We start from the raw sequence: 22,146 nt of genomic DNA on the forward strand, positions 1-22,146 counted from the left end.
CATGCGGATGCAGTCGTCCATCCACCTGGCACGCCCTGTCTTTGCGCTGTGCGTCGCGTTCTCGCTGCTGCTGCCGTGCGTCGCGCAGGCGCAGGACCCGACGCGCGAGGTGCTGCCCGAGCAGAAGCAGGCGCGCGCCTTCGTTTCTCCGACCGGCCTCGCGCGGCTGGGTTCGCGCATGCTCTTCACGGCCTTTCACGTGGACACGGGCCAGGAGCTCTGGAGCACCGACGGCACCACGGCCGGCACCTTCCTGGTGAAGGACATCCACCCCGGCTTCCGCGGCGCGTTCCCGACCTGGCAGACCCGTTTCGGTCCGCATGTGTACTTCACGGCCACCGACGGCGACAGCGGCCTCGAGCTCTGGCGCAGCGACGGCACCGCCAAGGGCACGCAGCGCGTGGCCGACCTGAACCCGGGCAGGGCCGATGCGTTGCCATCCGAGCTGACCGTGTGGCGCGACGCGCTCTACTTCGTCGCCAACGACGGCAGCCATGGCTTCCAGCTCTGGAAGACCCAGGGTGACGCGCAGAGCACCCGGCGCGTGTCCTCGGTCGACGCCGGACCCGGCACGGTGGTGCGCCAGCTCACAGCGGCCGGTCGCAGACTGTTCTTCACCGCGACGAGCCGCGCCCAAGGCCATGAGCTGTGGGTCACCGAGGGCACGCCGGAGAGCACGCGGCTGGTGAAGGACATCCGGCCGGGCGCCGAGGATGCCGGCATCGCCAACCTCACGGCGCTGGGCGACGAGGTCTGGTTCACCGCGAGCGACGGTCGTCACGGCATCGAGCTCTGGAAGAGCGATGGCACCGAGGCGGGCACGGCGATGGTGAAGGACATCCGGCCCGGCGAGGCCTCCTCGCGGCCGGCGCATCTCACTGCCGTCGGGCGCACGCTGTACTTCGCCGCCGAGGACGGCGCGCATGGCATCGAGCTCTGGAAGAGCGACGGCACCGCCAAGGGCACGGTCCTCGTGAGGGATGTGCGCGCCGGCGCGGCGAGTTCGGTGCCCGGGCCTCTCGTCGCGTTCCGAGGCCGGCTCTACTTCGCGGCCACCGACGGCGAATCGGGCGTGGAGCTGTGGACCAGCGACGGCAGCGCCGCCGGTACGCGGCTGCTCAAGGACCTGGGCCCCGGCCCGGGCAGCGGCTCGCCCGCTCGCTTCGCGGTGGCGGGACAACGTCTGTGGTTCTCGGCGAACAACGGCGTGCACGGCGTGGAGCCCTGGATCACCGACGGGAGCACGGCAGGCACGCGCCTGGCTGCCGATGTGGCCCCAGGGCCGCGTCATGCGATGCCGCTGGGCTTCGTCGAGCTGGGCGGCGCCGTGTTGTTCGTGGCAGGCGACGGACTGGGCAACGAGCGCCTGTGGTCGGCGAGGCCGGGCGCACGTGCCGCAACGCTGATCGGCGATCCGCTCAGGGAACGCCTGCGCTGAAGCCGGCACAGGCATCCAACGCCCGCTGCCAGGCGGCAGCAAGCGCCGGATGGGCGGGGTCGTGCCCCGCGCCCGGCACCAGTTCCAGGTTTGCCCGATCGCCGAGCGCCTGCGCCAGTGCCTGAGCCCCGTCGGGCGGGCACAGGGCATCCTGGGCACCCTGAACGATGTGGACCGGCACGGCAGCTGGCGCGGCCGCGCAGCGTTGCAGCAGTGTGGGATCGACGAGCCAGCAGCCGTGACGCAGGTAGTGGCTCATCACGCGGTAGCGCGACACCAGCCCTCGCAGCCAATCGGCGTCGTCTTCGGGGACCGGGGCATTCGAGCCCGCGAGGCTCTGTTCCCACGCGAACCAGTACTTCGCCGTCTCGCACTGCTGTTGCGGCGTGCCGCCGGCGAAGATCTCGGCGAGCAGAAGCGGCATCGGGCAGTGCCGTTGCCGAGCCTGCTCCCACAGCGCGTGCCAGCCCGGGCCGCCTTGGTGCGCGGCACCGTCGAAGAATTCGCGGATGTCGCAGTCGCGCGCGAGAAAGGGATTGCGCAGCACGAGGCCGGAGACGGCCTGCGGCTGGTCCACGGCGTGCACCAGCGCGAGCGTCGCACCCCAGGAGCCACCCGCCACCAACCACTGCGCGATGCCCAGATGCGCGCGGAGAAGCCGCAGGTCAGCGAGCAGGTCGGCCAGCGTGTTCGACGTGATGGCGCCGGCAGGCGTGCTGCGGCCGGCGCCGCGCTGGTCGGGGCAGATGATGCGGAAACGATCCGGATCGATGCCGCTGCGCAGCGCGGGCGAACACCCCGAGCCTGGGCCGCCGTGCAGCAGCAGCAACGGACGCCCGCGTGGATTGCCATGCTCCTCGACGTGCATCCGGTGCCCGCCGCCGAGCTGCAGGCCATGGACCTTCGTCATCCGGGCGCGTTCTCGTCGCTGCGAAAGACGAGCTGGCCGGCATGCCTCGCACCGGGCACGAAGCGGATCGGCGCGGCGTCGCTGCGAAGATCGGTCGCGGCATCGACCATCGCTTCGACCTCATGATGTTGCGGGCTGCGCGGGCACACCGGGTCCGTGGCGGCCGCATCGCCGGTCAGCAGGAAGGCCTGGCAGCGACAGCCGCCATGGTCCTGCTCGCGGTGCTCGCAGCTGCCGCAGGTGGGGCTCATCCAGCCGGTGCCGCGGTAGGCCTGGAATGCGGCGCTGTCCTGCCAGATGTCGCGCACCGGATGCTCGCGCACGTTCGGAAAGTCGAGGCCCGGCAGCATCCGGGCGCTGTGGCACGGCAATGCCACGCCGTCGGGCGCCACCACGAGGAAGACGCTGCCCCATCCCGCCATGCAGGGCTTGGGCTTGCCCTCGGCATAGTCGGGCACCACCCAGAGAATGCGCATGCGGCCCTCCAGGCGTGGCCGGTGCGCATCGACCACGGCCTCGGCCTGCGCGAGCGCGGCGCGAGAGGGCATGAGCATCTCGCGGTTGCGCCACGCCCAGCCGTAGTACTGCACGTTGGCCAGCTCGAGGAAGTCGGCCTCCATGGCCTCGGCCATCCGGACGATGCGATCGACATGCGGCAGGTTGTAGCGGTGCATGACGCAGTTCAGCACCATCGGATAGCCGAGTTCCTTGATCGTGCGCGCCACGCGTTGCTTGAGATCGAAGGTGCGCGTGGAACTCAGGAAATCGTTGAGCTCGCGGCTGGAATCCTGAAACGAGAGCTGGATGTGGTCCAGGCCGGCCTGGCGCAGCGAGGCGGCACGCTGCGGCGTGAGGCCCACGCCGGAGGTGATCAGGTTGGTGTAGAAGCCCAGCTCGTGCGCCGCCGCGACCAGCTCGCTCAGGTCTTCCCGCAGCAGGGGTTCGCCGCCCGAGAAGCCGAGCTGCACGGCACCCATGGCACGCGCCTCGCGGAACACGCGGATCCAATCGGCCGTGCCGAGCTCCTCGCGATAACGCGTGTAGTCGACCGGGTTCGAGCAGAAGGCGCAATGCAGCGGGCAGCGGTAGGTCAGCTCGGCCAGCAGCCACAGCGGTGGCCTTGCGCCCGCGTGCTGGCGCTCACCGGATCCAGTGGCGTCCACGGGCCTGCTCCAGGAATTCGAGCACGTCGGCGTGCAGGTCGGCTTCGCCGAAGGTGCGCTCCAGGTCGGCCACGAGATCGGCGACCGCCGTCCGGCCGTCGCAGCGCCTGAGGATCTCCGCGGCCGGCATGTTCAGCCTGACCATGCCTTCGGGGAACAGCAGCACATGACACTGCTGCGTCTCCTCCCATTGCAGCCGGTACATCGTGGAAAGCGCGGGCTGCGCGCTGTCGGTCCATGCGGTCATGGCTGCTGCTCCTTGGGAAGGTTGTCGGGATACGCTTTCTCGATCGCGTCCAGCATCGCCCAGAGGATGTCGAGCTTGAACCCGAGGATCTGCAGCGCGCGTTCCTGCCGCTCGCGCGTGGTGCACCATTGCTTCGCCACCTCGAGGCCGTGCTCCACGTCGCGGTCGGCCAGAGGGATGCGGCTGCGGAAGTAATCAAGCCCGGAAGCGTCGATCCACGGGTAGTGCGAGGGCCAGCCGGCCAGGCGGTCCTGATGGATGCGTGGCGCGAACATCTCGGTCAGCGATGAGATCACGGCCTCCTGCCACGGCGCGTGGCGTGCGAAATTGACATACGCATCCACCGCGAAGCGCACGCCGGGGACCACGAGCGCATGGGAGTCCAGCGTTTCGCGCCGCAGGCCGGTCGCCAGGCCGAGCCGGGTCCATATCTCGATGCCCCCGGCGTTGGTCCCTTCGTGATCGCCGTGGCCGTCGTGGTCGAGCATGCGCACGATCCAGCGGCGGCGGGTCGCGCGGTCGTCGCAGTTGGAGAGGATGGCCGCATCCTTGATCGGAATGCGGCACTGGTAGTAGAAGCGGTTCGCGACCCAGCCGCGCACCTGGAAAGGCTGCAGCTCGCCCGCGTTGAGCCGTCGGTTGAAAGGGTGCCGGCTGTGATAGCGCGACTCCATGGCCCGCAGGTGCGATTCGAAGACATCGGGCGGCCACGGGGCCTGTTGTTCCTGCTCTTGCATCTGCATCATCCGGTCAGACCTCCAGCTCCATGCCGTCGAACGCCACTTCGATGCCGCGCCGCGCGAGCTCGGCACGCTGCGGACCGTCTTCATCGAGGATGGGGTTGCTGTTGTTGATGTGGATGAGAACCTTGCGCCGTGCCGCGCAGCCATCGAGCGCCCGGAGCATGCCGGCTCCTCGGGGGCCGTCGCATTGCGGCAGGTGGCCCATGTCGGCGGCGAGCTTGCGGCCCAGGCCCGCTACGACCATTTCGTCCTCGGTCCAGAAGGTGCCGTCGATGAGCACGCAGTCGCAGTCGTCCAGGTACCTGCGCTCGGCATCGCCCACCTGTGCCATCCCTGGCGCATAGAGCAGCCTCCGCCCGCTGGCGGGGTCTTCGATCTGCACCGCGGCGTTGTGGCCGGCGGCTGCGGCCTGCCGTCGGGGCGAATAGGGCGGTGCCTTGCCGGGCACGGGCAGTGCCCGCATGCGAAGGCCGGCCACCTCGTGCCACGCTTCGCCGTGCGGGGCAAGGGGCATGGCATGCCAGCTCACCCCGCAATAGTTCTGGAGGGCCTTCAGCAGCGGCAGGCTGCTGGTGAGGTCCTCGTGCGTCTCGGGCGTGCAGTACAGCTGCAGCGTGCTGCCTTCGCGCAGGCTCAGCAGGCCCGTGACATGGTCGATCTGTGAATCCATCAGCACCACCGCCTCGATCGGCGAGTGGCGCAACCCGTGGCGCGGCCAAAGGGCCGGCGACGCGCGCAGCTGGGCCCCCAGGTCGGGCGACGCGTTCAACAGGAGCCAGCGCTCTCCATCGGCCGACACCGCGATGGAGCTCTGAGTGCGGGGGCTGGCCCGGATGCGCCCGGCACGCTGGCCTGCACACAGGCGGCAGTTGCAGTTCCATTGAGGAAAGCCTCCACCCGCTCCCGAACCGAGAACCAGAATCTTCATGGGGAAAAAAGAAAAGGCACCGGCGCGGAGCCGGTGCCTGGGTGACCCGCGCTCAGCGGGTGGAGATGTACATCGTGATCTCGAAGCCGAAACGCAGCTCTTCGAACTCAGGCTTGCACCATTTCATCGTATTGCTCCTTCACTGGTTGGGGGATTGAGGACGGAATCAGTACACGACAACCTTGCCCGTCGGGCGCGGGCTGTGGCAGTCGTTGTAGAAGTATTCGCCGCGCGTGTCAAAGGTGTGGGTCGCGGATTGGCCCGGCGCGAGCCTGAAGTCGAACCTGCCTTCGAAGAACTGCGTGGCGCAGTGCGTGTTGGCGTTGGTCGCCGGATTGGTGAAAGTCACCGTGGTGTTCACCGGCACGCGCATGAAGGTCGGCGTCATCGCGTTGACGGCCGTGGACTCGGCAGTGCCGGGCTCGTTCGTCGCGGTCTGCACGCGCGCGAGGAACACGGTGTTGGGCGTCGGCAAGGCGGCTCCTTCCACCGGATCGCCTGACACCGGCCGGCGCACCTCGGGCGGCTGCGGCGTCGGCGCGGGGGCCACGGTGCCGCCCACCTTGAAGGCCCACAGGTAGTCCCCGCGCGGTGCCGAGTTGCCGTAGGGAATGCTCGTGCCGCCGGCGAACACCGCGATGTATTGCTCGCCGTCGATCTCGTAGGCCACGGGGCTCGCGCTGATCGCGGCGCCGGTCTGGAAGCGCCACAGCTCGCTGCCGTCGCCCGCGTCGAGCGCGAGCAGGTTGCCGTCGGGCTGGCCGATGAACAGCAGGTCGGAGGCCGTGCTCAGGATGCCGTTACCGTGCGCGAGCGAGTAGGGCATGGGCTTCTTCCACTTCACGAGGTTGGTGGAGGGGTCCACCGCCACCACGGCGCCGGTCATGTAGGTGCCCGGCGGACGCAGCCCGTTGCTGGCCTCGGACAGCGAGTGCGCGGCGGACACATAGCCCATGCCGGTGTAGACCAGGCCGGTGCGGGGACTGAAGGACTGGTGGTTCCAGTTGGCGCCCCCGCCGTGGCCCGGGATCGACAGCAGCGGAATGTCCCAGTGCGCATCGAACAGGCAGCCCTTGAGGTAGTTGGGCACGGCGCGGTTGGGATCGCCCGGGAGCGCGGTACCCAGCGGCTGGTCCACGATGCAGGTCTCCGTCCATGCGCCCTGGCGCGGGATGGGCTGGGTCGGCCAGCTGGCCTGGCGTGCGTCCTGCTTGACCGGCATCTCGTCGATGCCCAGCGGCGCGCTGCCGTCCTTGCGATCGAGGATGTAGTACATGCCGGTCTTGCTGCCGTAGATCACGACCTTGCGGTCCTCGCCGGAGATCTTCACGTTGGCGAGCACCGGCGACATCACGTTGTCCATGTCCCAGATGTCGTGGTGCACCGACTGGAAGTGCCACTTGTATTCGCCGGACTTGAGGTCGAGCGCGACGATCGAGTTGGCGAACAGGTTGAGCCCCGGCCGCGTGGACCCGTTCTGCGAGGAACCGCCGCGCACGTTGCCGAAGGTCCAGTACACCAGGCCCAGCTCGGGGTCCACCGCAGGGTGGACCCAGGGCGTGGCGCCGGTGCGGTCCGATTCGGGTGCGCCGCCCCATGTGTCGTAGCCCCGCTCGCCTGCGCGCGGCACGCCCCAGAAAGTGGTCAGCACCTTGCCCGTGGTCGCGTCGGCCGAGAAGGCAGCGCCCCGGTTGCCGTCGTTGGTGCCCACGTACAGGCGCTTGTCGTGATAGACCAGCGCCACCTTCTGCACCGAGCCCTGGTAGTCGGGGTCGGTGGTGCTGCTCGGGTACTGCTTGATCCAGACGACCTTGCCCGTGTCCTTGTCGAGGGCGATGAGCCGGTTGCCCGTCGCCACGGTGTAGACCAGTCCGAGGTCCTTCGCCACCGCCACGCCGCGGCGCGTGATGGCGCCATAGGGCGTGGTCCATTTCCATTTCGTCACGCCCGTCTTGCCGTCCACGGCGATCAGGTTGCCGACCGCAGACTCGATGTAGAGCACGCCATCGACCACCACCGTGGTGCTCTGGTTGTTGCCGGTGTTCGTTCCACCTTCGATGCGGTTGACCCATGCGCCACCGAGCTGGCCCACGCGTGCCTTGTCGATCTTCGCGAGCCGCGAGTAGTTCTGGTTGCCGAGGTTGCCGCCGACCTTCGGGAAGTCGCTGTCGCCCGCGGTGCAGCAGTCCGCAAGATCCGCGGCCGCGGGGCCGGGGCCCGATGCGGGCGGTCCGGGCGGAGGCGCGGAAGGGCTCGGGGCGGGCGCCGGTGCAGGCGGCGGCGAGATCCAGGGCAAGCTGCCGCCGGAGTCGCTGCCGCCGCAGCCCGCGAGCAGCAGGGGCGAGGTGATCACGCCGCAGGTCAGCAGCATCGCTGCCATCGATTTGAGTCGCATGATGAAGGTCTCCACTCCAGGTTTTGGTTGTCTGCGATACGAAGGAGGCGCCGAACCACCACGTGCATGTCATGCACGCGGGGCTCGCTGTCGTTCGAAAGGGACGGGGCCGCCGACTACGGCGTGGTGCAGAACGGGGTCAGGCCCATGGCCGACTTCACGCCCTGGACCACCAGCTTCTGGAACACGTCCGCGCCGGGTCCGGTGGAATTCGCGGTGAACGAATGGTCGTTGTGGCCGAGCGTCGTCAGCCATGCGCGGCCGCCGTCGTAGTACTGGCACCAGGCCACGGGATGGAAGTCCGCATGGCCCGGGTGCGGCGCGGAGGTCAGCGGCTTGAGCGTGGAGGTGTCGACCTTCGCGATGAACTTCACCTTCGTCGGGAAGGGCGCGAGGTTGTACCACTCGTCCTGGAACGTGAAGCGCTTGGGCAGGTCGGCCGTGGAAGGATCGTCGGCGACGATCTCCACGTCGCCCGAGCGGTTCGGCCCGTGGTTGTAGAAGTTGGCGTTGCCCAGCAGGCCTTCGTAGTAGGGCCAGTTGTATTCGGCGCCGAAGGCGTTGTGCAGCCCCACGAAGCCACCGCCGCGGCGCATGTAGTTGCGCAGCGCGGTGCGCGCGGCGTCCTGGCTCGTGGTCACCGCGCCGTTCCACAGCGTGTCGCGGTTCGAGCTCGCGAAGATCACGGCCTTGTAGTTGTTGATGCGGCTGCCGAGCACCGACACGTCCTCGGTCCAGTCGGCCGTGATGCCCGCGTCCTTGAGCATACGCACGAGTCCCGCCTGCATCACGTTGTCGGGATTCATCGTCGGGTTGAGACCCGTGCCCATCGGCGTGCCGAGGTTGGCGTGGCGCGGGCCGGCCGTGCGCGAATAGATCAGCACGCGATCGGGCGTGGAGGCGAAGGCGCCCCAGTCGTTGTAGCACTTCGGGTCGGTGCCCCTGCAGACGTTGTAGTACGTGTCGAAGCTGTCGTCGGGCGCTTCGGCGACAGGATCGGTGGGGTTCGAGGGCGTCTGGCCGGCGGGCTCCGGCTCGGTCGGCGTGCTCGAGGGCGCAGGTGCGGCCGCGACAGGAACGGGGACAAAGCCCCCACCGCCGCCGTCGCCACCACCGCAGGCGGCCAGGGTCAATGCAAGGATCGCGCTCGACGCGAGACCGAGAGTCAATGAAGGGGCTGATTTCAACGAAGTCTCCTTTTTGTGATCTGAGGCCAAGATCGCGCGAGCGCGCTCTGCCGGAATGTGTCGACTGCCCCTTGCTGGCCGGCGGGAGCAGACGACGGAGAACGGAAGCGCCGGCCCATGGAAACAGGAAAGGACGCTGCTCTTGGCTCCTGCATGCGAGCGGGCAGCAGCAGTCCACCCTCCCGACCCGCGGGAGGTGCTGACTCAGGAAGCGATGAAGACGGAACGCGCGAGCGAGCTCAGGACGGCGCGTTGGGCACGCGCCGGAGATCGTGTGCGGACGGTGGATGGAACAGTGGCACGGATCGACTCCAGAACAGGCGGACGGGGGCGTTCAGGCCCGATGGAGAAAGATCATAAGCAGGATTGGAAAGTATTTCCATAATAGAAATCCCTTCCTTTTGCTGGCTCGGATGCGACTGGTTGGGATGTTCCGGTTGCAGAACGCAGTGGCCGCAGTCCGCTTCACCGCAAGCGCCTGGCAGCGAACTTGCATCACAGACAAGGTCGATGGGCGATGGAGGTGATCGCTCGTCGTGACGAGCGATCGGCATGTAGCCCGGCGGGAGGGCCGCTGTTGCGCACCATGCAGCAGTTGAACCGGCGGGCCAGCGGCGAAAGACTCGGCGCTCCGTTTTCAACCTTCATCACCATGTTCCTTACCTCGTTTCGATCATCTGTGACGCGCCTGATGTGCCTGGCTGGCGCGCTCGCGTGCGCCGGCGCGGTCTACGCACAGTCTTCCGGTGCCGCACGCGCGGACGCACGTTCTTCGGCCGGCTCTCCCATGACGCCGGAGGCGGTGCACTGGCCCACGCGACCGGTGCGCCTGGTCGTGGGTTTCGGCGGCGGTTCTTCGCCCGACTTCGTAGCGCGGGTGCTCGCCGAGCCGCTTGCCAAGCTGCTGGGTCAGCCGGTGATCGTGGAGAACCGGCCCGGCGCCAGCGGCAATATCGCCGCAGATATCGTCGCGAAATCCACCGACGCGCACACGGTCGGCATCCTCATCAACGGCAACATGACCATCGCCAAGGTGCTGAATCCGTCGATCTCCTACGACCCGCAGAAGGACCTGGTGCCGCTGAGCATCATCTGTACTGCGCCGCTGGTGCTCACCGCGGCGCCGCAGGTCGCGACGACAGGCGCGCGGGGCTTTCTGGATGCGGCGCGTGCTGCCGGCAGCAAGTGGAGCTACGGCACGCCTGGCATCGGGACGATCGGCCATCTCGGCATGGAACTCCTCAAGGCGCGCACCGGTATCGGTGCGGTGCACGTGCCTTACCAAGGCAACCCTCAGGTCGTGACAGGCTTGGCCAGTGGCGAGCTGCAGCTCGCATTGCTGCCGCCGGGTCTTGCCGAGCCTCAGGTCAAGGCCGGCAAGCTGCGTGCGATCGGGGTGACTTCGGCGCGCCGATCGTCACTTGTTCCGGACTATCCGAGCCTGCAGGAGGCGGGATTGCGCGACTTCGAACTGGAGATCTGGACGGCCGCTGCGGCCCCTGCCAGCCTGCCTGCGCCGATCGTGCGTCGCCTGAACGAGGCGCTCGCGGAGATCATTCGCTCGCCCGAGGTCCGTCAGAAGCTCTTCCAGCACGGCTACGAGGCCGTGGGCATATCGGGCGATGCGCTGATCAAGAGGGTGAAGGCCGACACAGCAGCCCTGACCCAGATCATCGCGAGCCGAGGCATCAGGCTCGAATGAAAGGCACAGCGATGACGTCAGAAAACCACCGCGCCGACGGCGCACCTGGCGAGGCCTCGCACACTGCTCAGGGTCCAGATCATGCGGACACGATCCTGCAGTCATTGCGCGCCGAGCTCGATGGCCTGGACCGCAGCCTGCTTGAAACCCTCAGGCAGCGGCTGGACTGCTGCTGCCGCATCGGCCTGCACAAGCGCGACCACGCCATCCCGATGATGCAGCCCCACCGCATCGGCGTGGTGCAGGAGCGCGCGGCCACCTTCGCCGCGGAGCACGGCATGAATCCCGAGTTCCTGCGCACACTTTACGAACTCGTCATCACCGAGACCTGCAGGCTGGAGGACGAGATCATCGGTACGCCTGTCGCGCCTGCATGATTGCCGGCATTGCCTCAAAAATTTCGAGACGCAAGTCTGCGCGCGGCAAACGATCGCAAGCAGGTATCAGAACTGCCCCTGTCCACCACCCGTGCGGTCGTGCACCCAGCGCATGGCCTGCTGCTGGGCGTGGCGCATTGCCTCGGCGCGGGTGGCGTAGGCGATCTCGTCCGTGTCATTGGGCAGGCGCGTCTCGACCGGGCGTGGGCCATGGCCCAGGCAGACCACCACGGGCTCGAAGCAGCCGCCGCCCACCGGCCTTGCGCTGAACTCGAAGTGCCAGCCACGATAGATGAAAGGCAGCCGTTCGGGGTCCGCGGGCTTGGGCTTTTCAATGCCGGTTCTCATGATGTGAAGCCGAGGGCGCAGTGCCAGCGCCTCGGCGGCCGGGTCACGCGATGTGGCGGGAGCTGTCGCCGTGCAAGTTTTGCTGGATATCGGTAAAGCATGCGGAATTCCTGGTACTGCCGGGTCAAGCGGGTGGCGTGGCAGACGCTTGCGCCGTCGACCCGCCAGCGAAAGCTCGTCATTCAAGCCATACGCGCTGTCGCGTCCTACTACGAGCCTCTCGTCGGCTTTGTCGGTCCCACGGCTGCGTCCAGCAGCGCATCGGCTGCGCCGTCGGCCGGAACCTCGCCCGAGCCGAGCTCGGCGCCGGTCAGCGGGTCGCCGTCGCGCATCGATTGCGTGCGCGCCGCCATCTGCTGAAGCACCGGCGCCTCCTCGTCCGAGAGCTCGACCGTCGCCAAGCCATCTCCGCCGCCTACAGGCGCGGAATCCTGGGTCATGGGAATGAAATCCCATTTCTCGCCCTGGTTCCAGGGGCCGCGCAGTTCCGGCTCGCCCTTGGACATGCGGAAGTAGACACTGGTGAAGCGTGGATCACCCGACAGCTTGCCCGGCGGGAAGTTGGGCGTGATCGCATAGAGCGCCTTCTCGAAGGACTTCTGGTGAGCGATCTCGCGCGTCATCAGAAACCCGAGGGCCTCCTTCACGCCGGGATCGTCGGTGAGATTGATGAGGCGTTCGTAGACGATCTTGGCCCGCGCCTCGGCCGCGATGTTGGAGCGCAGGTCGGCGGTGGGCTCGCCGATGCTGTCGATGTAGGCGGCCGTCCACGGGACGCCCGCGGAGTTCACGAGGGCCGGACCGCCTCCGTAGAGCACCTGCGTCAGATGGCTGTCGTTGCCTGCGCCGGTGATGCTGCGATAGAGCTCGCCCTCTTCCTCGACGCCTTCTGCCAGCCGGCCCTTGGCTCCCTTGTTGAGCATGCCGACGATCGTGCCGATGATCTCGAGGTGGCTGAGCTCCTCGGTGGAGATGTCGAACAGCATGTCCTTGCGCCCCGGATCGTCTTCCCCGAGGGCTTGGGTGAAGTAGCGACAGGCTGCGGCGAGTTCGCCTTGGGGACCGCCGAACTGTTCGAGCATCAGATTCGCGAGGCCGGGGTTGGTCTCGCTCACGCGCACGGTGTATTGCAGTCGCTTGTTGTGAGAGAACATTCAAGACTCCTTCAGGATGGATGGTTCGATCGGGGTGGCCGAGGCTGCGTGCGAATGGCGTGCAGCCGCATCTCGAAGCCGGCAATCGGCGTGCCGCGATCCGGGCGCTCGACCTGCGAGCGCGCTCATCCGGCGTGTGGGCACCTCGATTGCAGTGGGCTCGAGGCATGACCTCTCTTCTTCCGAAAGGCCCGTCCATGCACATCCGCAGCCATGCCGGAAATGCCGATGACGACTCCGGTCTTCCAATGACCATGTCCCGCGACTCGACCGCGTTGCAGGTGCAGCGATGAGCGCACGCAAGCCTGCCAGCGGCAAGGCGCCGGAGATGTCCCCGGTGAACATCGAGCGGAACCGCGCCGTGGGTCAGGACAGCCCCACTGAAGCCAGTCGCCTCGGCCGCGAAGCCAACAAGCGGCAAGGCTATCGGGCTCGCCAGACATCGGCACCAATGCCAGCCAGTACACCCAGGCCGGCGAGCCTGTGGCGCCTGGGGATTGCGACGACGGCAGCAGTGCGCAGGGCCGCTCGGGCAGCAGAAGCGGCAACTCCGGGGACGGCGGTGCAGGCCATGGCTCCCGGTGAGCGCGTCGTCGTGTCGAGCGGCCGGTTTGGAGAGTCGCTCGCCGCGATCCGGCGTCGGACTCATGTGGTCCCATTCCCACGCGTCCAGGCGATCCCTGCCGTCGAGGTCGGCGGACGGGTTGCCGATGCTCGTCCCAACGAGTCGCAGCGCATGCGACGCCTGCAGCAAATACAGAGCTCACCCAAGACGAAGGGTTCGCCCCTGGCGGCCGCCCCTTTCTTCGACTTTCCCAACGTGGAGTACTCCGCATGCTGGCAATGAACTACCGAGGTCCCTACCGGGTGCGCGCCGCGCACAAGGCGCAGCCCGAGATCGAACACCCTGGCGACGCCATCGTGCGTGTGACGCGGGCCTGCATCTGCGGCTCGGACCTGCATCTCTACCATGGCCTGGTGCCCGACACCCGTGTCGGTACGACCTTCGGCCACGAGTTCACGGGGGTCGTCGAAGCTGTGGGCGCCGATGTGCATCACCTGCGCGTGGGCGATCACGTTCTCGTGCCATTCAACATCTTCTGCGGCAGCTGCTACTTTTGCCGCAAGGAGCTGTACTCGAACTGCCATGCCACCAACCCCGAGGCCACGGCCGTGGGCGGCATCTACGGATACTCGCACACCACCGGTGGTTACGACGGCGGCCAGGCGGAATACGTGCGCGTGCCGATGGCCGACGTCGGACCCACGGTGATCCCGTCCGACCTGGATCTGGATGACGCCGTTCTGCTGACCGATGCGTTTCCCACCGGATACCAGGCCGCGGAAATGGGCGATATCGAGGAGGGCGACACCATCGTGATCTTCGGTGCAGGGCCGGTGGGCATCTTCGCGGCCAAGTCCGTGTGGTTGCTGGGGGCCGGCCGTGTGATCGTCGTGGACCATGTCGACTACCGGCTGCAGTTCGTGCGCGAGTACGCGCAGTGCGAGGTGATCGACTTCCGAGAGGTCGGCGACATGGCCGTGCGCATCAAGAAGATGACCGACGGCCTGGGCGCCGACGTATGCATCGACTGCGTCGGCTGCGAGGCGGCCGGCAGCTTCGCCCAGACGCTCCTCGGCGGGAAGCTCAAGCTGCAGGGCGGCGCGGCGACGGTCCTCCACTGGTGCATCAACTCCGTGCGAAAGGGCGGCACGGTGTCGATCGTGGGCGTGTACGGCCCCACCTTCAACGCCGTACCGATCGGCAATGCCGTCAACAAGGGGCTCACGCTGCGTATGAATCAGGCCAGCGTGAAGCGTCACCTGCCGAGGCTCATCGAACACATCCAGGCGGGCCGGATCGAGCCCCGGAAGGTCATCACCCACCGCATCGACCTCGAGGATGTGGCCGACGCATACCACATCTTCTCAAGCAAGCTGGATGGCTGCATCAAGACCGTGCTGGTGCCGCCCGGTGCTGGCCGTTGATTGCGGCTCCACAGCAGCGCGCCTCGGTGCACCCCAAAGGACAACAACATGTCAATGGATACCCAGCCGTCGCAGCACGGCCATTCCCACTCAGCATCTGACGACGGCGTCGACAGTGCCCGCGGCACTGCCGGCGACAGGGCCGGCCCGAAAACTGTCGACCGGTCGCGGTACGCGCACATCGTCGGTTGGGGCGCGGACCTGGACCCTGCGAACCGCCCAGCCTACCCGATGGAGCGCACGCCGCCACGGCTGCCGCATCCGCCCGAAGCGCCGCGGCAGCAGAGGGCCACGGTGGAGGTCCTCCACTCCACGGAGCGCCCGGGCCTGACCCCGGTCTTCGGGACCACCCTTCCCCCTTCGGGTCTCAGCGGAGGGCTGCGCCGGCTCGCGTTCCGGCATTCCGAGAACGACGTGCGGCACTGGCTGCTGTTGCTACTGGCGGATCGGGTCCACATGGGCGAAGGCCTCCTCGAGGACCTCTCGCGCGGCCGGGTACCGAACCTGTATGCCGAGATGGGCGGGCGCGCCGAATTGCGCCACAACCCGGCCGGCGCCGCGCGCAAGGCGGCCTTGGGGACGGCGGTGCTGGCGGTCATCGTGCTGGCTGTGATCCGGCGGCGCCGCAGCCGCTGAGCGCCGCGCCGGGTCAGGGCGTCTCCTCGCCTTCGGCCTGCAGGCGCCACAGGCTGGCGTAGACGCCCTTTATTGCGATCAGCGCCTCGGGCGTCCCGTCCTCGACGATCTTGCCGTCGACCAGGACGATGATGCGATCGAATCCGGCCACGGTTGACAGCCGATGTGCCACCGCCACCACTGTGCGCCCGTGCATGAGCCGCGAAAGTGCGGCCTGGATCATGGCTTCCGAGCGGCTGTCGAGTGCTGATGTGGCCTCGTCCAGGAGCAGCACCGGCGCGTTCTTGAGCATGGCCCGCGCGATGCTGATGCGCTGCCGCTGGCCGCCCGAGAGTCGTGCCCCGCGCTCTCCCACGATCGTGTCGTAGCCCTGCGGCAATGCGCGGATGAAGCTGTCGCACAGCGCGTCGCGCGCCGCGCCGAACACTTCCTCGTCGGTCGCGCTCGGACGTCCGTAGCGGAGGTTTTCCATGACGCTGCGATGCAGCAGCGTGATGTCCTGCGGCACGACGCCGATGGCGTCGCGCAGGCTGTCCTGCTTCACCTGCGAGATGTCCGTTCCGTCCAACGTGATGCAGCCCGCCTGGGGATCCATGACCCGGGCGATCAGGCGCACGAGCGTGGACTTGCCTGCGCCCGACGGCCCCACGACACCGAGCCGCTGGCCGGGCGGCACCAACAAGTCGAGCCTGTCGAAGACGGCGCTGCCGTCGTCGTAGGCGAATCGCACGCCGCGGAACGCGATCTCGCCTGCGCCAGGCACGAAGGCCTTCGCCTGCGCGCGATCGGCTACATCGTGGGGGCGTGCGACCACGCGCAGCATCTCCGCGATCACGCCGAAATGCTGGGAGACATCGACGAGCGAGAGGGCCAGGTCGCGCGAGCCGTGCAGGATGCGGAAGGTCATGGCGCTGATGAGCACCACGTCGCCCGCGGCGCCTTGCCCCGCGCGCCACGCCTCCACGGCCCATATGAGCATGCTGCCGGCCATGAGCCAGAGGCACAGATCGTGGAAGGCCCGCGCCTTCTCTAGGTAGAGCCAGCTGCGCCGTTGCGCCCGGGCCTCCTGGCCGAAGGCAGCGGCCAGGCGCCAGTATTCGCGCTCGCGCGCGGAGAACGCCATGACCGTGAAGATGTTGCCCACCACGTCGACCAGCTCGCCGCCGACTGTGGATGCACGTTCGGCAAACTCCTGCTGCAGCGGGCGGGCTCTCCGCCCGAAGCCGTACATGAAGGCGGCGATCAGCGCCACGAAGGCGATCAGTGTGGCGGCCATGCGGCCATCCACAGTGCACAGCACGACCACCGCCCCCACGAAGTCCACGCATGGCGGCAGGATCTTCCAGATGCCGGTGCCGAAGATGGCGCCGGTCGCGCCGGCGGTCGCGGTGATCCGGTTGCCCAGCGATCCCGCAAGGTGGCGCGAGAAGTAGTCGAGCGAATGCCCGCACAGGTGGCGAAAGAGATCGAGCCGCACGTCCACACCGGTGTTCACGACGGTCACGCAACCGAGCCAGCCGCTCAGTCGCCACAGCACGCTCTCGGTGGCGATGAGCACGATGAACAGCCCAAGCCAGCGCCAGATCTCTCGCGACGCGCGGTCGTTGCCCGCCATGGTGTCCACGATCAGCTTCATGCCGTACTGCACACCGACCGAGCAGGCGGCTGCCGAAACGATCAGCAGGAGCAGGCCGCCGAAGGCCGCCGGGCGTCGCCGCACGTAGTGCCAGAGGAAGGCGAGTGGCCGCACCGGCAACGCGCCGGGACGCGCGGGGGCCTTCGACGCGCTCAGGCTGCCACCGCCTCGCCGGGCGCAGCGGGGTCCGCGTTCATGCGCTGCGCCTGCTCGGCCGCCTTGCGGCCCGCCACGAAGGCGTGGTCGGAGTTGTAGTAGGCCCACTCGCTGTAGCGTCCGGCCAGGAGGATGCCCGCCTGCGCGAGCCAGGCCCGGATAGCCTGCACATGGCCGGCGCGTGCGTGGTCGTACACCACATAGGCGCAAGGCATGTCGACCTCGTTGGCGCACACCAGCTGATCGTCGGCGCGCAGCAATCCGACCTTCACGCAATCGTCGAAGCAGCGCCGGACCAGTGCGTTTCCCTCGTCCGGCAGCGGCTTGTTGCCTGAATAGGTGATCTCGCATGTGAGTCCGAAGCCGCCGGGCGGATTGCAATGCGGGCTCGCATTGCCTTGCACGAAGACGCGGTGGAATACAGTGTCCCCGGGGTAGTAGATCCAGTGCTTGTCGGTAATGTTCTCGCGCGCCACCCCGAGGTTGACGCAGCGCACCGAGACATGCCTGAGCTGCTTCGCGGCCTCGCGCACGTAGGCCGGGGCTTCCTCCCCGAGCGCTTCCACGAGCCGCGGCAGCGGCAGGGTGCTGATGAGGGTGTTGAACGCGACGGTGCGACCGTCATCGAAGCTCACGGTGCGACGCGAGGGCGAGACTGCCACCACGCGCGTGCCCAGGGCGATGTCTCCTTCGAGCAGCGGCAGGAAGGCGTCCATCAGGGCCTGGAATCCGCCGCGCAAGGGATAGCCGAACCTCGCGTTCGGGCCGATCGGCTTGTCCACGGGTGCGAGCGCGCCTTCGATCATTTCTTCCAGGTCAGGAAGCGGCACGCGGCCTCCCAGCCACGAGGTCTCCATCTCAGTGAGTGGCACAGCCCACAGCTTGCGGTTGTAGGGGATCGCGAAGTGCTTAGCGACGCCGTCACCCCACACCCGATAGATGAACTCCTCGAAATTGTGGGGTACGCGTGACGCAACGGCTTCATGCACCGGCTCCGCGTCGACGGCGTCGGACGCTGTCGCGGGCGGCGCCACCGCACGCGAAGGCCCTGTGGGCGATAGCTTGACGGCCGGCTTGCCCAGGCTGCCAAAGCGCGCCTCGATCGCGCCGATCAGGCACTCCTTGAGCACCGGCGCGGGCAGGCCATACAGGGCCGACTGGAATGGATAGCGCGTGTACACCCCGTGGCTGTGGATCCACGCCTCGCGGTTCTGCCAGTGCAGGTTGCCGCCCAGCAACCGGTCGTAGAGCGCGAGCACGTCGGGATCGCTCGAGAACATGATGTGACCGGCGTGGTCGAAGGTGAAGCCCGACTGCTCGATGGAACGGCACCAGCCTCCCACGGTGGCGTTCTGCTCCACCAGCAGGCTCTGAGCGCCTGCGTGCAGCGCGGCGGCCAAGCCCGTCGGCCCTGCCCCGAGGATCACAGTCGGATAGGCATCGTCGATGCGCGGGGGAGGTTGCTGCTCGTTCAGGTCTTCGCGCGTCCTCGGACTTTTTGCGGACGTCGCTTCCATCAGCGCTCCCATCGCCTGCGCAGTGCGATCCCAGGAGGTGGCGGCAAGGATCGCGCGGCGCGCTTCGTCCTGGCGCGTGCGTGCACTCGCGTCGAGGGCGAGCGCCGCCTCGCAGGCGCCGATGAAGGCTTCGGACCCCTCCGCGATCGCGACGATCTCCCCATAGGAGCGCGCGACGTCGCGCACCGGCGTGCTGACGATGGGTCGGCCCGCAGCCATGTATTCGAGTGTCTTGGTAGGACTGATGAAGCGCGTGGCCTCGTTGAGGGCGAAAGGCATGAAACAGACGTCCCACCCAGCGACCAAGCTGGGCAGGTCGTCGTAGCTGCGCTGGCCGAGCCAATGGATGTTGGCCCTTCGCGGCAGGCTGGCCTGTTCGATCTTCGCCACCGGACCGACCATGACGATCTGCCATTCCGGTCGTGCCGCCGCCAGTGCGTCGACGAGCCCGAGGTCGATGCGCTCGTCGATCACGCCGAAATAGCCGAGCCGGGGCCTGCCGATGTGGCGCTGCGCGTCATGCGCGACCTGGTTCCCGGCCGGCGAGGCGGCGGTCGCGAAATGCGCGGCATCGACGCTGCTTGGAAAGCAGTGCACCTCGGGGTGCCTCTCGCGCTTGGCCTCGTAGAGGGCATGGCCGCCCGTGAATACGAGGTCGGCGATGTGGAACAGCGCGCTTTCGCGCTGCAGCAGCTGGCGCGGTGCGTTGGCGAAGGCGGAGAGTTCGTCCATGCAGTCGTAGACCACACCCACGGGTTCCAGGTCGACCGCCAGCGGCATGGCCATGGGCGTGTAGAACCACAGCCAGTAGTCGGTCCGGCCGGTTTCCTGCAGGTGCAGGGACAGCAGCGTGCGCAATGCGGGAATGTGCTCGTCGTGAAATCCATGCGCGGCGCCCGGCAGGTGTGCGCGAAGCACCGTCACGCCTTCGCAGGGCGAGAGCACCTCGAGCGCGGCATGCCCCGCTCCCGGGACGGGCTCTTCCACGAACACGACAGGATAGTGCGCCGCGAGGCGCGACAGCAGGTGCTGCGGGCGTTGGTAGACGAAATCCCAGCGCAGATGGGAGAAGACGATCAAAGAGGTCATGAGGGTTCCTGCAGGCAAGGGGACGGGAGGAGATGCGTCGGCGGGTACCGGCAGTTCGCGCTGCCAGTGACGCAGCCGCTGCGCGGCGGGGATATGAAGGCGGCGTTCAAGGGTGCGAGGGTCGACGTCCCAGAGACCGCTGCGATGCCAGCGTTGCGCGTCTTCCCAGTCCGGACGATCGAGCAGGGGATAGAGGCAAAGACCTTCCAACGGCACGCCGGCTTCGCGTGCGCGCCGCGCCGCCAAGGCAATTTCGTCGATCCAGCGTGCGCGGCCGTCGCCCACGTGGCCGGTCTCGGCCACGATCAGCGGCCGCCCATACCGCTTCCAGACCTCGGCAAAAAGAGTTGCCGGATCGCGGCGCCGGGGGTCGCGCAGATGCCAGTGCAGCCGTTCGTCGTCAGGATGCGACCATTGATTGCTGTGGTAGTAGTTCAGGCCGAGCACGTCAAGGTAGCGCGGTGATCCGCCCAACGTGGGCTCGAGGCGACCGCAGAGCATGTCCCAGGCCTCGAACTGGGACTCGCGCAATGCCTCGGCCTGGGCCACCCAATCGTCGCGCGGTGCCGCTGCCACCACATGGACGACTGGATCGGTGTGCACGATGCGTGCATCCGAGCGAACGGACCAGAGTGCATCGCAGCCGCGCAAGGCCGCGCGCACCAGGTTCCGCTTGAGCGCGTAGCCCTGCGCCGGCGAGCTCGGCCTATGAGGATGGATCAGCACGGTGGACGTGGCCGCCCAGCTCAGGAACGAAATCTCATTGATGGGCTGGAACCAGGGTGGGTCGTCGTCCCAGCGCGGCAGGATCTTCGCCACCCGCTCGCAAAAGTCGGCGAAGCGCTCCGGCAGGTCGCTGCCGAACAGGTCGACATCGTCGGGCACGCCGTAGTGATGCAGCGTCCAGATCACCTGCAGTCCTGCACGGCGCGCGGCCTGCGCAGCCGCGAGCACGCGACGCTCGCCTTCACGCGCGCCGAGCGCCTCGAAGGCACGCCAGCCGATGCTTTCACGCACGGTGCGGATGCCCAGCGGTGGGAGCAGCGCATAGTCATCATCGATGCGGCTCAGATGGGCGTTGGCCGCATGGATGTCCACCTGCTGCCCACTGCTGTTCCGATGATCCGCGCCTTCATAGCCGCCCATCCAGAAGGAGCGAAGGGGCGGCTTTCCGGGCGGCGGCTTCTGGGGCAGGGCTTGGGGCGGGCTCACGGGTTCCTTCTGTCTGCGGCGCGAACAGGGTTGCGGTTCGTTCGTGGCGACACACCAGTCACGGCAACCGGCATGCCTGCCCGCAGCGACTGCCGGAATCCCCCCGGGCCGGGTCCGGCGCAAAACCGGCTGCCGGCCCCGGGCACTTCGCTTGCCATGCGCAAGACCAGAGTTGCACGGAGTGCCCATGTCCCTGAACATCCTCGTGACCGGTGGTGCCGGCTTCATCGGCAGCCATACCTGCGTGGCGCTGGTCCAGGCCGGTTTCCGGCCCATCGTGGTCGACAACCTTTGCAATGCCCAGGCGAGCGTGCTCGATCGCGTGTGCCGCATTGCGGGCAGGCCGGCCGTTGCGTTCTGGCGCGGTGACGTGCGCGACCGCGACCTTCTCGATGCGATCTTTCGCAGCGCGCCGGTGCATGCCGTTGTTCATTTCGCGGGCTTGAAGTCGGTCAATGATTCGGTTGCGCATCCGATCGACTACTACGAGTGCAACGTCCAGGGCTCGCTTGCGCTCGCCTCGGCCATGGAGCGCGCGGGTGTCCATCGTCTGATCTTCTCGTCGTCCGCCACCGTCTATGGACAGCCCGATCGATCGCCGGTGGGGGAGGCGGCCGCGCTGCGGCCGTGCAGTCCGTACGGGCATTCCAAGCTGATGGTCGAGCGCCTGCTCGCAGACCTGGCGCAGTCGGACGCCCGCTGGCGCATCGCGTCGCTGCGCTACTTCAATCCGGCGGGAGCGCACCCGAGCGGTCTGCTGGGCGAGCAACCGGCGGGCACACCCAACAACCTGATGCCCATCCTTTGCCGCATCGCAAGCGATCCCGCGGCGTGCCTGACCGTCTATGGCAGCGACTACCCCACACCCGACGGCACCTGCGTTCGCGATTACGTCCATGTGATGGATGTGGCGGAAGGTCACCTCGCGGCCATCCGCTATCTGGAGCGTGCCCGCGGCGCATCGACATTCAACCTCGGCGCCGGTCGTGGTACATCGGTGCTCGAACTCGTGGAGGCCTTTGGTCGAGCCTGCGGCGCCCAACTGCGCCACCGCGCCGGTCCTCGCCGCGACGGCGACGTGGCTGCCTACTGGGCGGACGTGCAGCTTGCCGGCCGTTCGATGGGCTGGTCCGCGCGGCGATCCGTTCGAGAGATTTGCGACGACGCCTGGCGCTGGCAATGCAGCGCCGCTCGTCCGGATGCACCGCGCGTGGCGTGAGGGCACGCCTGACCGCAGTAAAAGCTGCGGCAAAGGTGACCGGCCCTTCTCGCGGCCGTCCCCTAGTCCACCCCATCTCTTCATCGCACAGCCTGACCGC

At 67.8% G+C, this 22,146-nt stretch carries 19 protein-coding genes; 7 read left to right on the forward strand and 12 right to left on the reverse strand.

Annotated elements, in window-relative coordinates:
- Position 1: 1 nt before the first annotated feature.
- Positions 2 to 1,438 (forward strand): ELWxxDGT repeat protein, encoded by a 1,437-nt coding sequence (locus G369_RS0128260; RefSeq protein WP_026346708.1) that lies wholly within the window; start codon positions 2 to 4, stop codon positions 1,436 to 1,438.
- Here G369_RS0128260 and G369_RS0128265 read toward each other — a convergent pair.
- The 8 genes from G369_RS0128265 to G369_RS0128295 all read right to left on the reverse strand — a co-directional run bounded on the left by G369_RS0128265 (position 1,419) and on the right by G369_RS0128295 (position 8,993).
- Positions 1,419 to 2,348: an alpha/beta fold hydrolase gene (locus tag G369_RS0128265; RefSeq protein ID WP_019657433.1), complete on the reverse strand. Its 930-nt coding sequence runs from the start codon at positions 2,346 to 2,348 to the stop codon at positions 1,419 to 1,421. The two genes, G369_RS0128260 and G369_RS0128265, sit on opposite strands and share 20 nt — an antisense overlap.
- The gene (gene pqqE, locus G369_RS0128270) at positions 2,345 to 3,511 is read right to left on the reverse strand and encodes a pyrroloquinoline quinone biosynthesis protein PqqE (protein ID WP_019657434.1); all 1,167 of its coding nucleotides are present in this window, start codon (positions 3,509 to 3,511) and stop codon (positions 2,345 to 2,347) included. The genes G369_RS0128265 and pqqE overlap by 4 nt, the downstream gene beginning before the upstream one ends.
- Entirely contained in the window at positions 3,489 to 3,758 is a 270-nt protein-coding gene (gene pqqD / locus G369_RS0128275; RefSeq protein WP_019657435.1) for a pyrroloquinoline quinone biosynthesis peptide chaperone PqqD, read from the reverse strand. The genes pqqE and pqqD overlap by 23 nt, the downstream gene beginning before the upstream one ends.
- The gene (pqqC, locus tag G369_RS0128280) at positions 3,755 to 4,504 is read right to left on the reverse strand and encodes a pyrroloquinoline-quinone synthase PqqC (protein ID WP_019657436.1); all 750 of its coding nucleotides are present in this window, start codon (positions 4,502 to 4,504) and stop codon (positions 3,755 to 3,757) included. The genes pqqD and pqqC overlap by 4 nt, the downstream gene beginning before the upstream one ends.
- 4 nt (positions 4,505 to 4,508) lie before the next feature.
- Complete coding sequence (gene pqqB, locus G369_RS0128285) at positions 4,509 to 5,429, reverse strand: pyrroloquinoline quinone biosynthesis protein PqqB (RefSeq protein ID WP_019657437.1); 921 nt, start codon at positions 5,427 to 5,429, stop codon at positions 4,509 to 4,511.
- Between the two features lie 52 nt (positions 5,430 to 5,481).
- Complete coding sequence (gene pqqA, locus G369_RS39850; protein WP_019657501.1) at positions 5,482 to 5,556, reverse strand: pyrroloquinoline quinone precursor peptide PqqA; 75 nt, start codon at positions 5,554 to 5,556, stop codon at positions 5,482 to 5,484.
- A gap of 39 nt (positions 5,557 to 5,595) precedes the next feature.
- A complete protein-coding gene (locus G369_RS0128290) occupies positions 5,596 to 7,824 on the reverse strand; it encodes an outer membrane protein assembly factor BamB family protein (protein WP_038116099.1) in 2,229 nt (742 codons plus the stop codon).
- Positions 7,825 to 7,940: 116 nt separating this feature from the next.
- Entirely contained in the window at positions 7,941 to 8,993 is a 1,053-nt protein-coding gene (locus G369_RS0128295; RefSeq protein WP_244164392.1) for a ThuA domain-containing protein, read from the reverse strand.
- Between the two features lie 709 nt (positions 8,994 to 9,702).
- On the opposite strand from G369_RS0128295, the gene G369_RS0128300 reads away from it, so the two are divergent.
- Positions 9,703 to 10,713, forward strand: a complete 1,011-nt coding sequence (locus G369_RS0128300; protein WP_051127658.1) for a Bug family tripartite tricarboxylate transporter substrate binding protein — start codon at positions 9,703 to 9,705, stop codon at positions 10,711 to 10,713.
- 11 nt (positions 10,714 to 10,724) lie between these two features.
- Positions 10,725 to 11,090 carry a chorismate mutase family protein gene (locus G369_RS0128305; protein WP_020723324.1) on the forward strand — a complete coding sequence of 122 codons (366 nt, stop codon included), beginning with the start codon at positions 10,725 to 10,727 and terminating at the stop codon, positions 11,088 to 11,090.
- Positions 11,091 to 11,156: 66 nt separating this feature from the next.
- Here the strand turns inward: G369_RS0128305 and G369_RS0128310 are convergent, their stop codons facing one another.
- Entirely contained in the window at positions 11,157 to 11,438 is a 282-nt protein-coding gene (locus G369_RS0128310; protein WP_019657441.1) for a hypothetical protein, read from the reverse strand.
- 209 nt (positions 11,439 to 11,647) lie between these two features.
- Positions 11,648 to 12,592, reverse strand: a complete 945-nt coding sequence (locus G369_RS0128315) for a manganese catalase family protein (protein ID WP_019657442.1) — start codon at positions 12,590 to 12,592, stop codon at positions 11,648 to 11,650.
- Between the two features lie 289 nt (positions 12,593 to 12,881).
- On the opposite strand from G369_RS0128315, the gene G369_RS38785 reads away from it, so the two are divergent.
- From G369_RS38785 to G369_RS36480, 3 genes are read left to right on the forward strand one after another with little or no spacing between them, the layout of a single operon-like run.
- Positions 12,882 to 13,439, forward strand: coding sequence for a hypothetical protein (locus G369_RS38785; RefSeq protein ID WP_157773806.1), 558 nt, complete (start codon positions 12,882 to 12,884; stop codon positions 13,437 to 13,439).
- Entirely contained in the window at positions 13,427 to 14,581 is a 1,155-nt protein-coding gene (locus G369_RS0128320) for a zinc-dependent alcohol dehydrogenase (protein WP_019657443.1), read from the forward strand. Before G369_RS38785 ends, G369_RS0128320 begins: the two co-directional genes overlap by 13 nt.
- Positions 14,582 to 14,635: 54 nt before the next feature.
- On the forward strand, positions 14,636 to 15,217 hold the full coding sequence (locus tag G369_RS36480; protein WP_019657444.1) for a hypothetical protein: 582 nt from the start codon (positions 14,636 to 14,638) through the stop codon (positions 15,215 to 15,217).
- Positions 15,218 to 15,230: 13 nt separating this feature from the next.
- Here the strand turns inward: G369_RS36480 and G369_RS0128330 are convergent, their stop codons facing one another.
- Positions 15,231 to 16,967, reverse strand: coding sequence for an ABC transporter ATP-binding protein (locus G369_RS0128330; RefSeq protein WP_244164395.1), 1,737 nt, complete (start codon positions 16,965 to 16,967; stop codon positions 15,231 to 15,233).
- Positions 16,968 to 17,005: 38 nt separating this feature from the next.
- On the reverse strand, positions 17,006 to 21,016 hold the full coding sequence (locus G369_RS36485) for an FAD-dependent oxidoreductase (protein ID WP_244164396.1): 4,011 nt from the start codon (positions 21,014 to 21,016) through the stop codon (positions 17,006 to 17,008).
- Here G369_RS36485 and galE point away from each other — a divergent pair.
- Positions 21,015 to 22,046, forward strand: a complete 1,032-nt coding sequence (galE, locus tag G369_RS36490) for a UDP-glucose 4-epimerase GalE (RefSeq protein ID WP_020723327.1) — start codon at positions 21,015 to 21,017, stop codon at positions 22,044 to 22,046. The two genes, G369_RS36485 and galE, sit on opposite strands and share 2 nt — an antisense overlap.
- Positions 22,047 to 22,146 lie beyond the last annotated feature (100 nt).

It is taken from the genome of Variovorax atrisoli 110B (genome assembly GCF_000382045.1).
GTDB lineage: Bacteria > Pseudomonadota > Gammaproteobacteria > Burkholderiales > Burkholderiaceae_C > Variovorax > Variovorax atrisoli.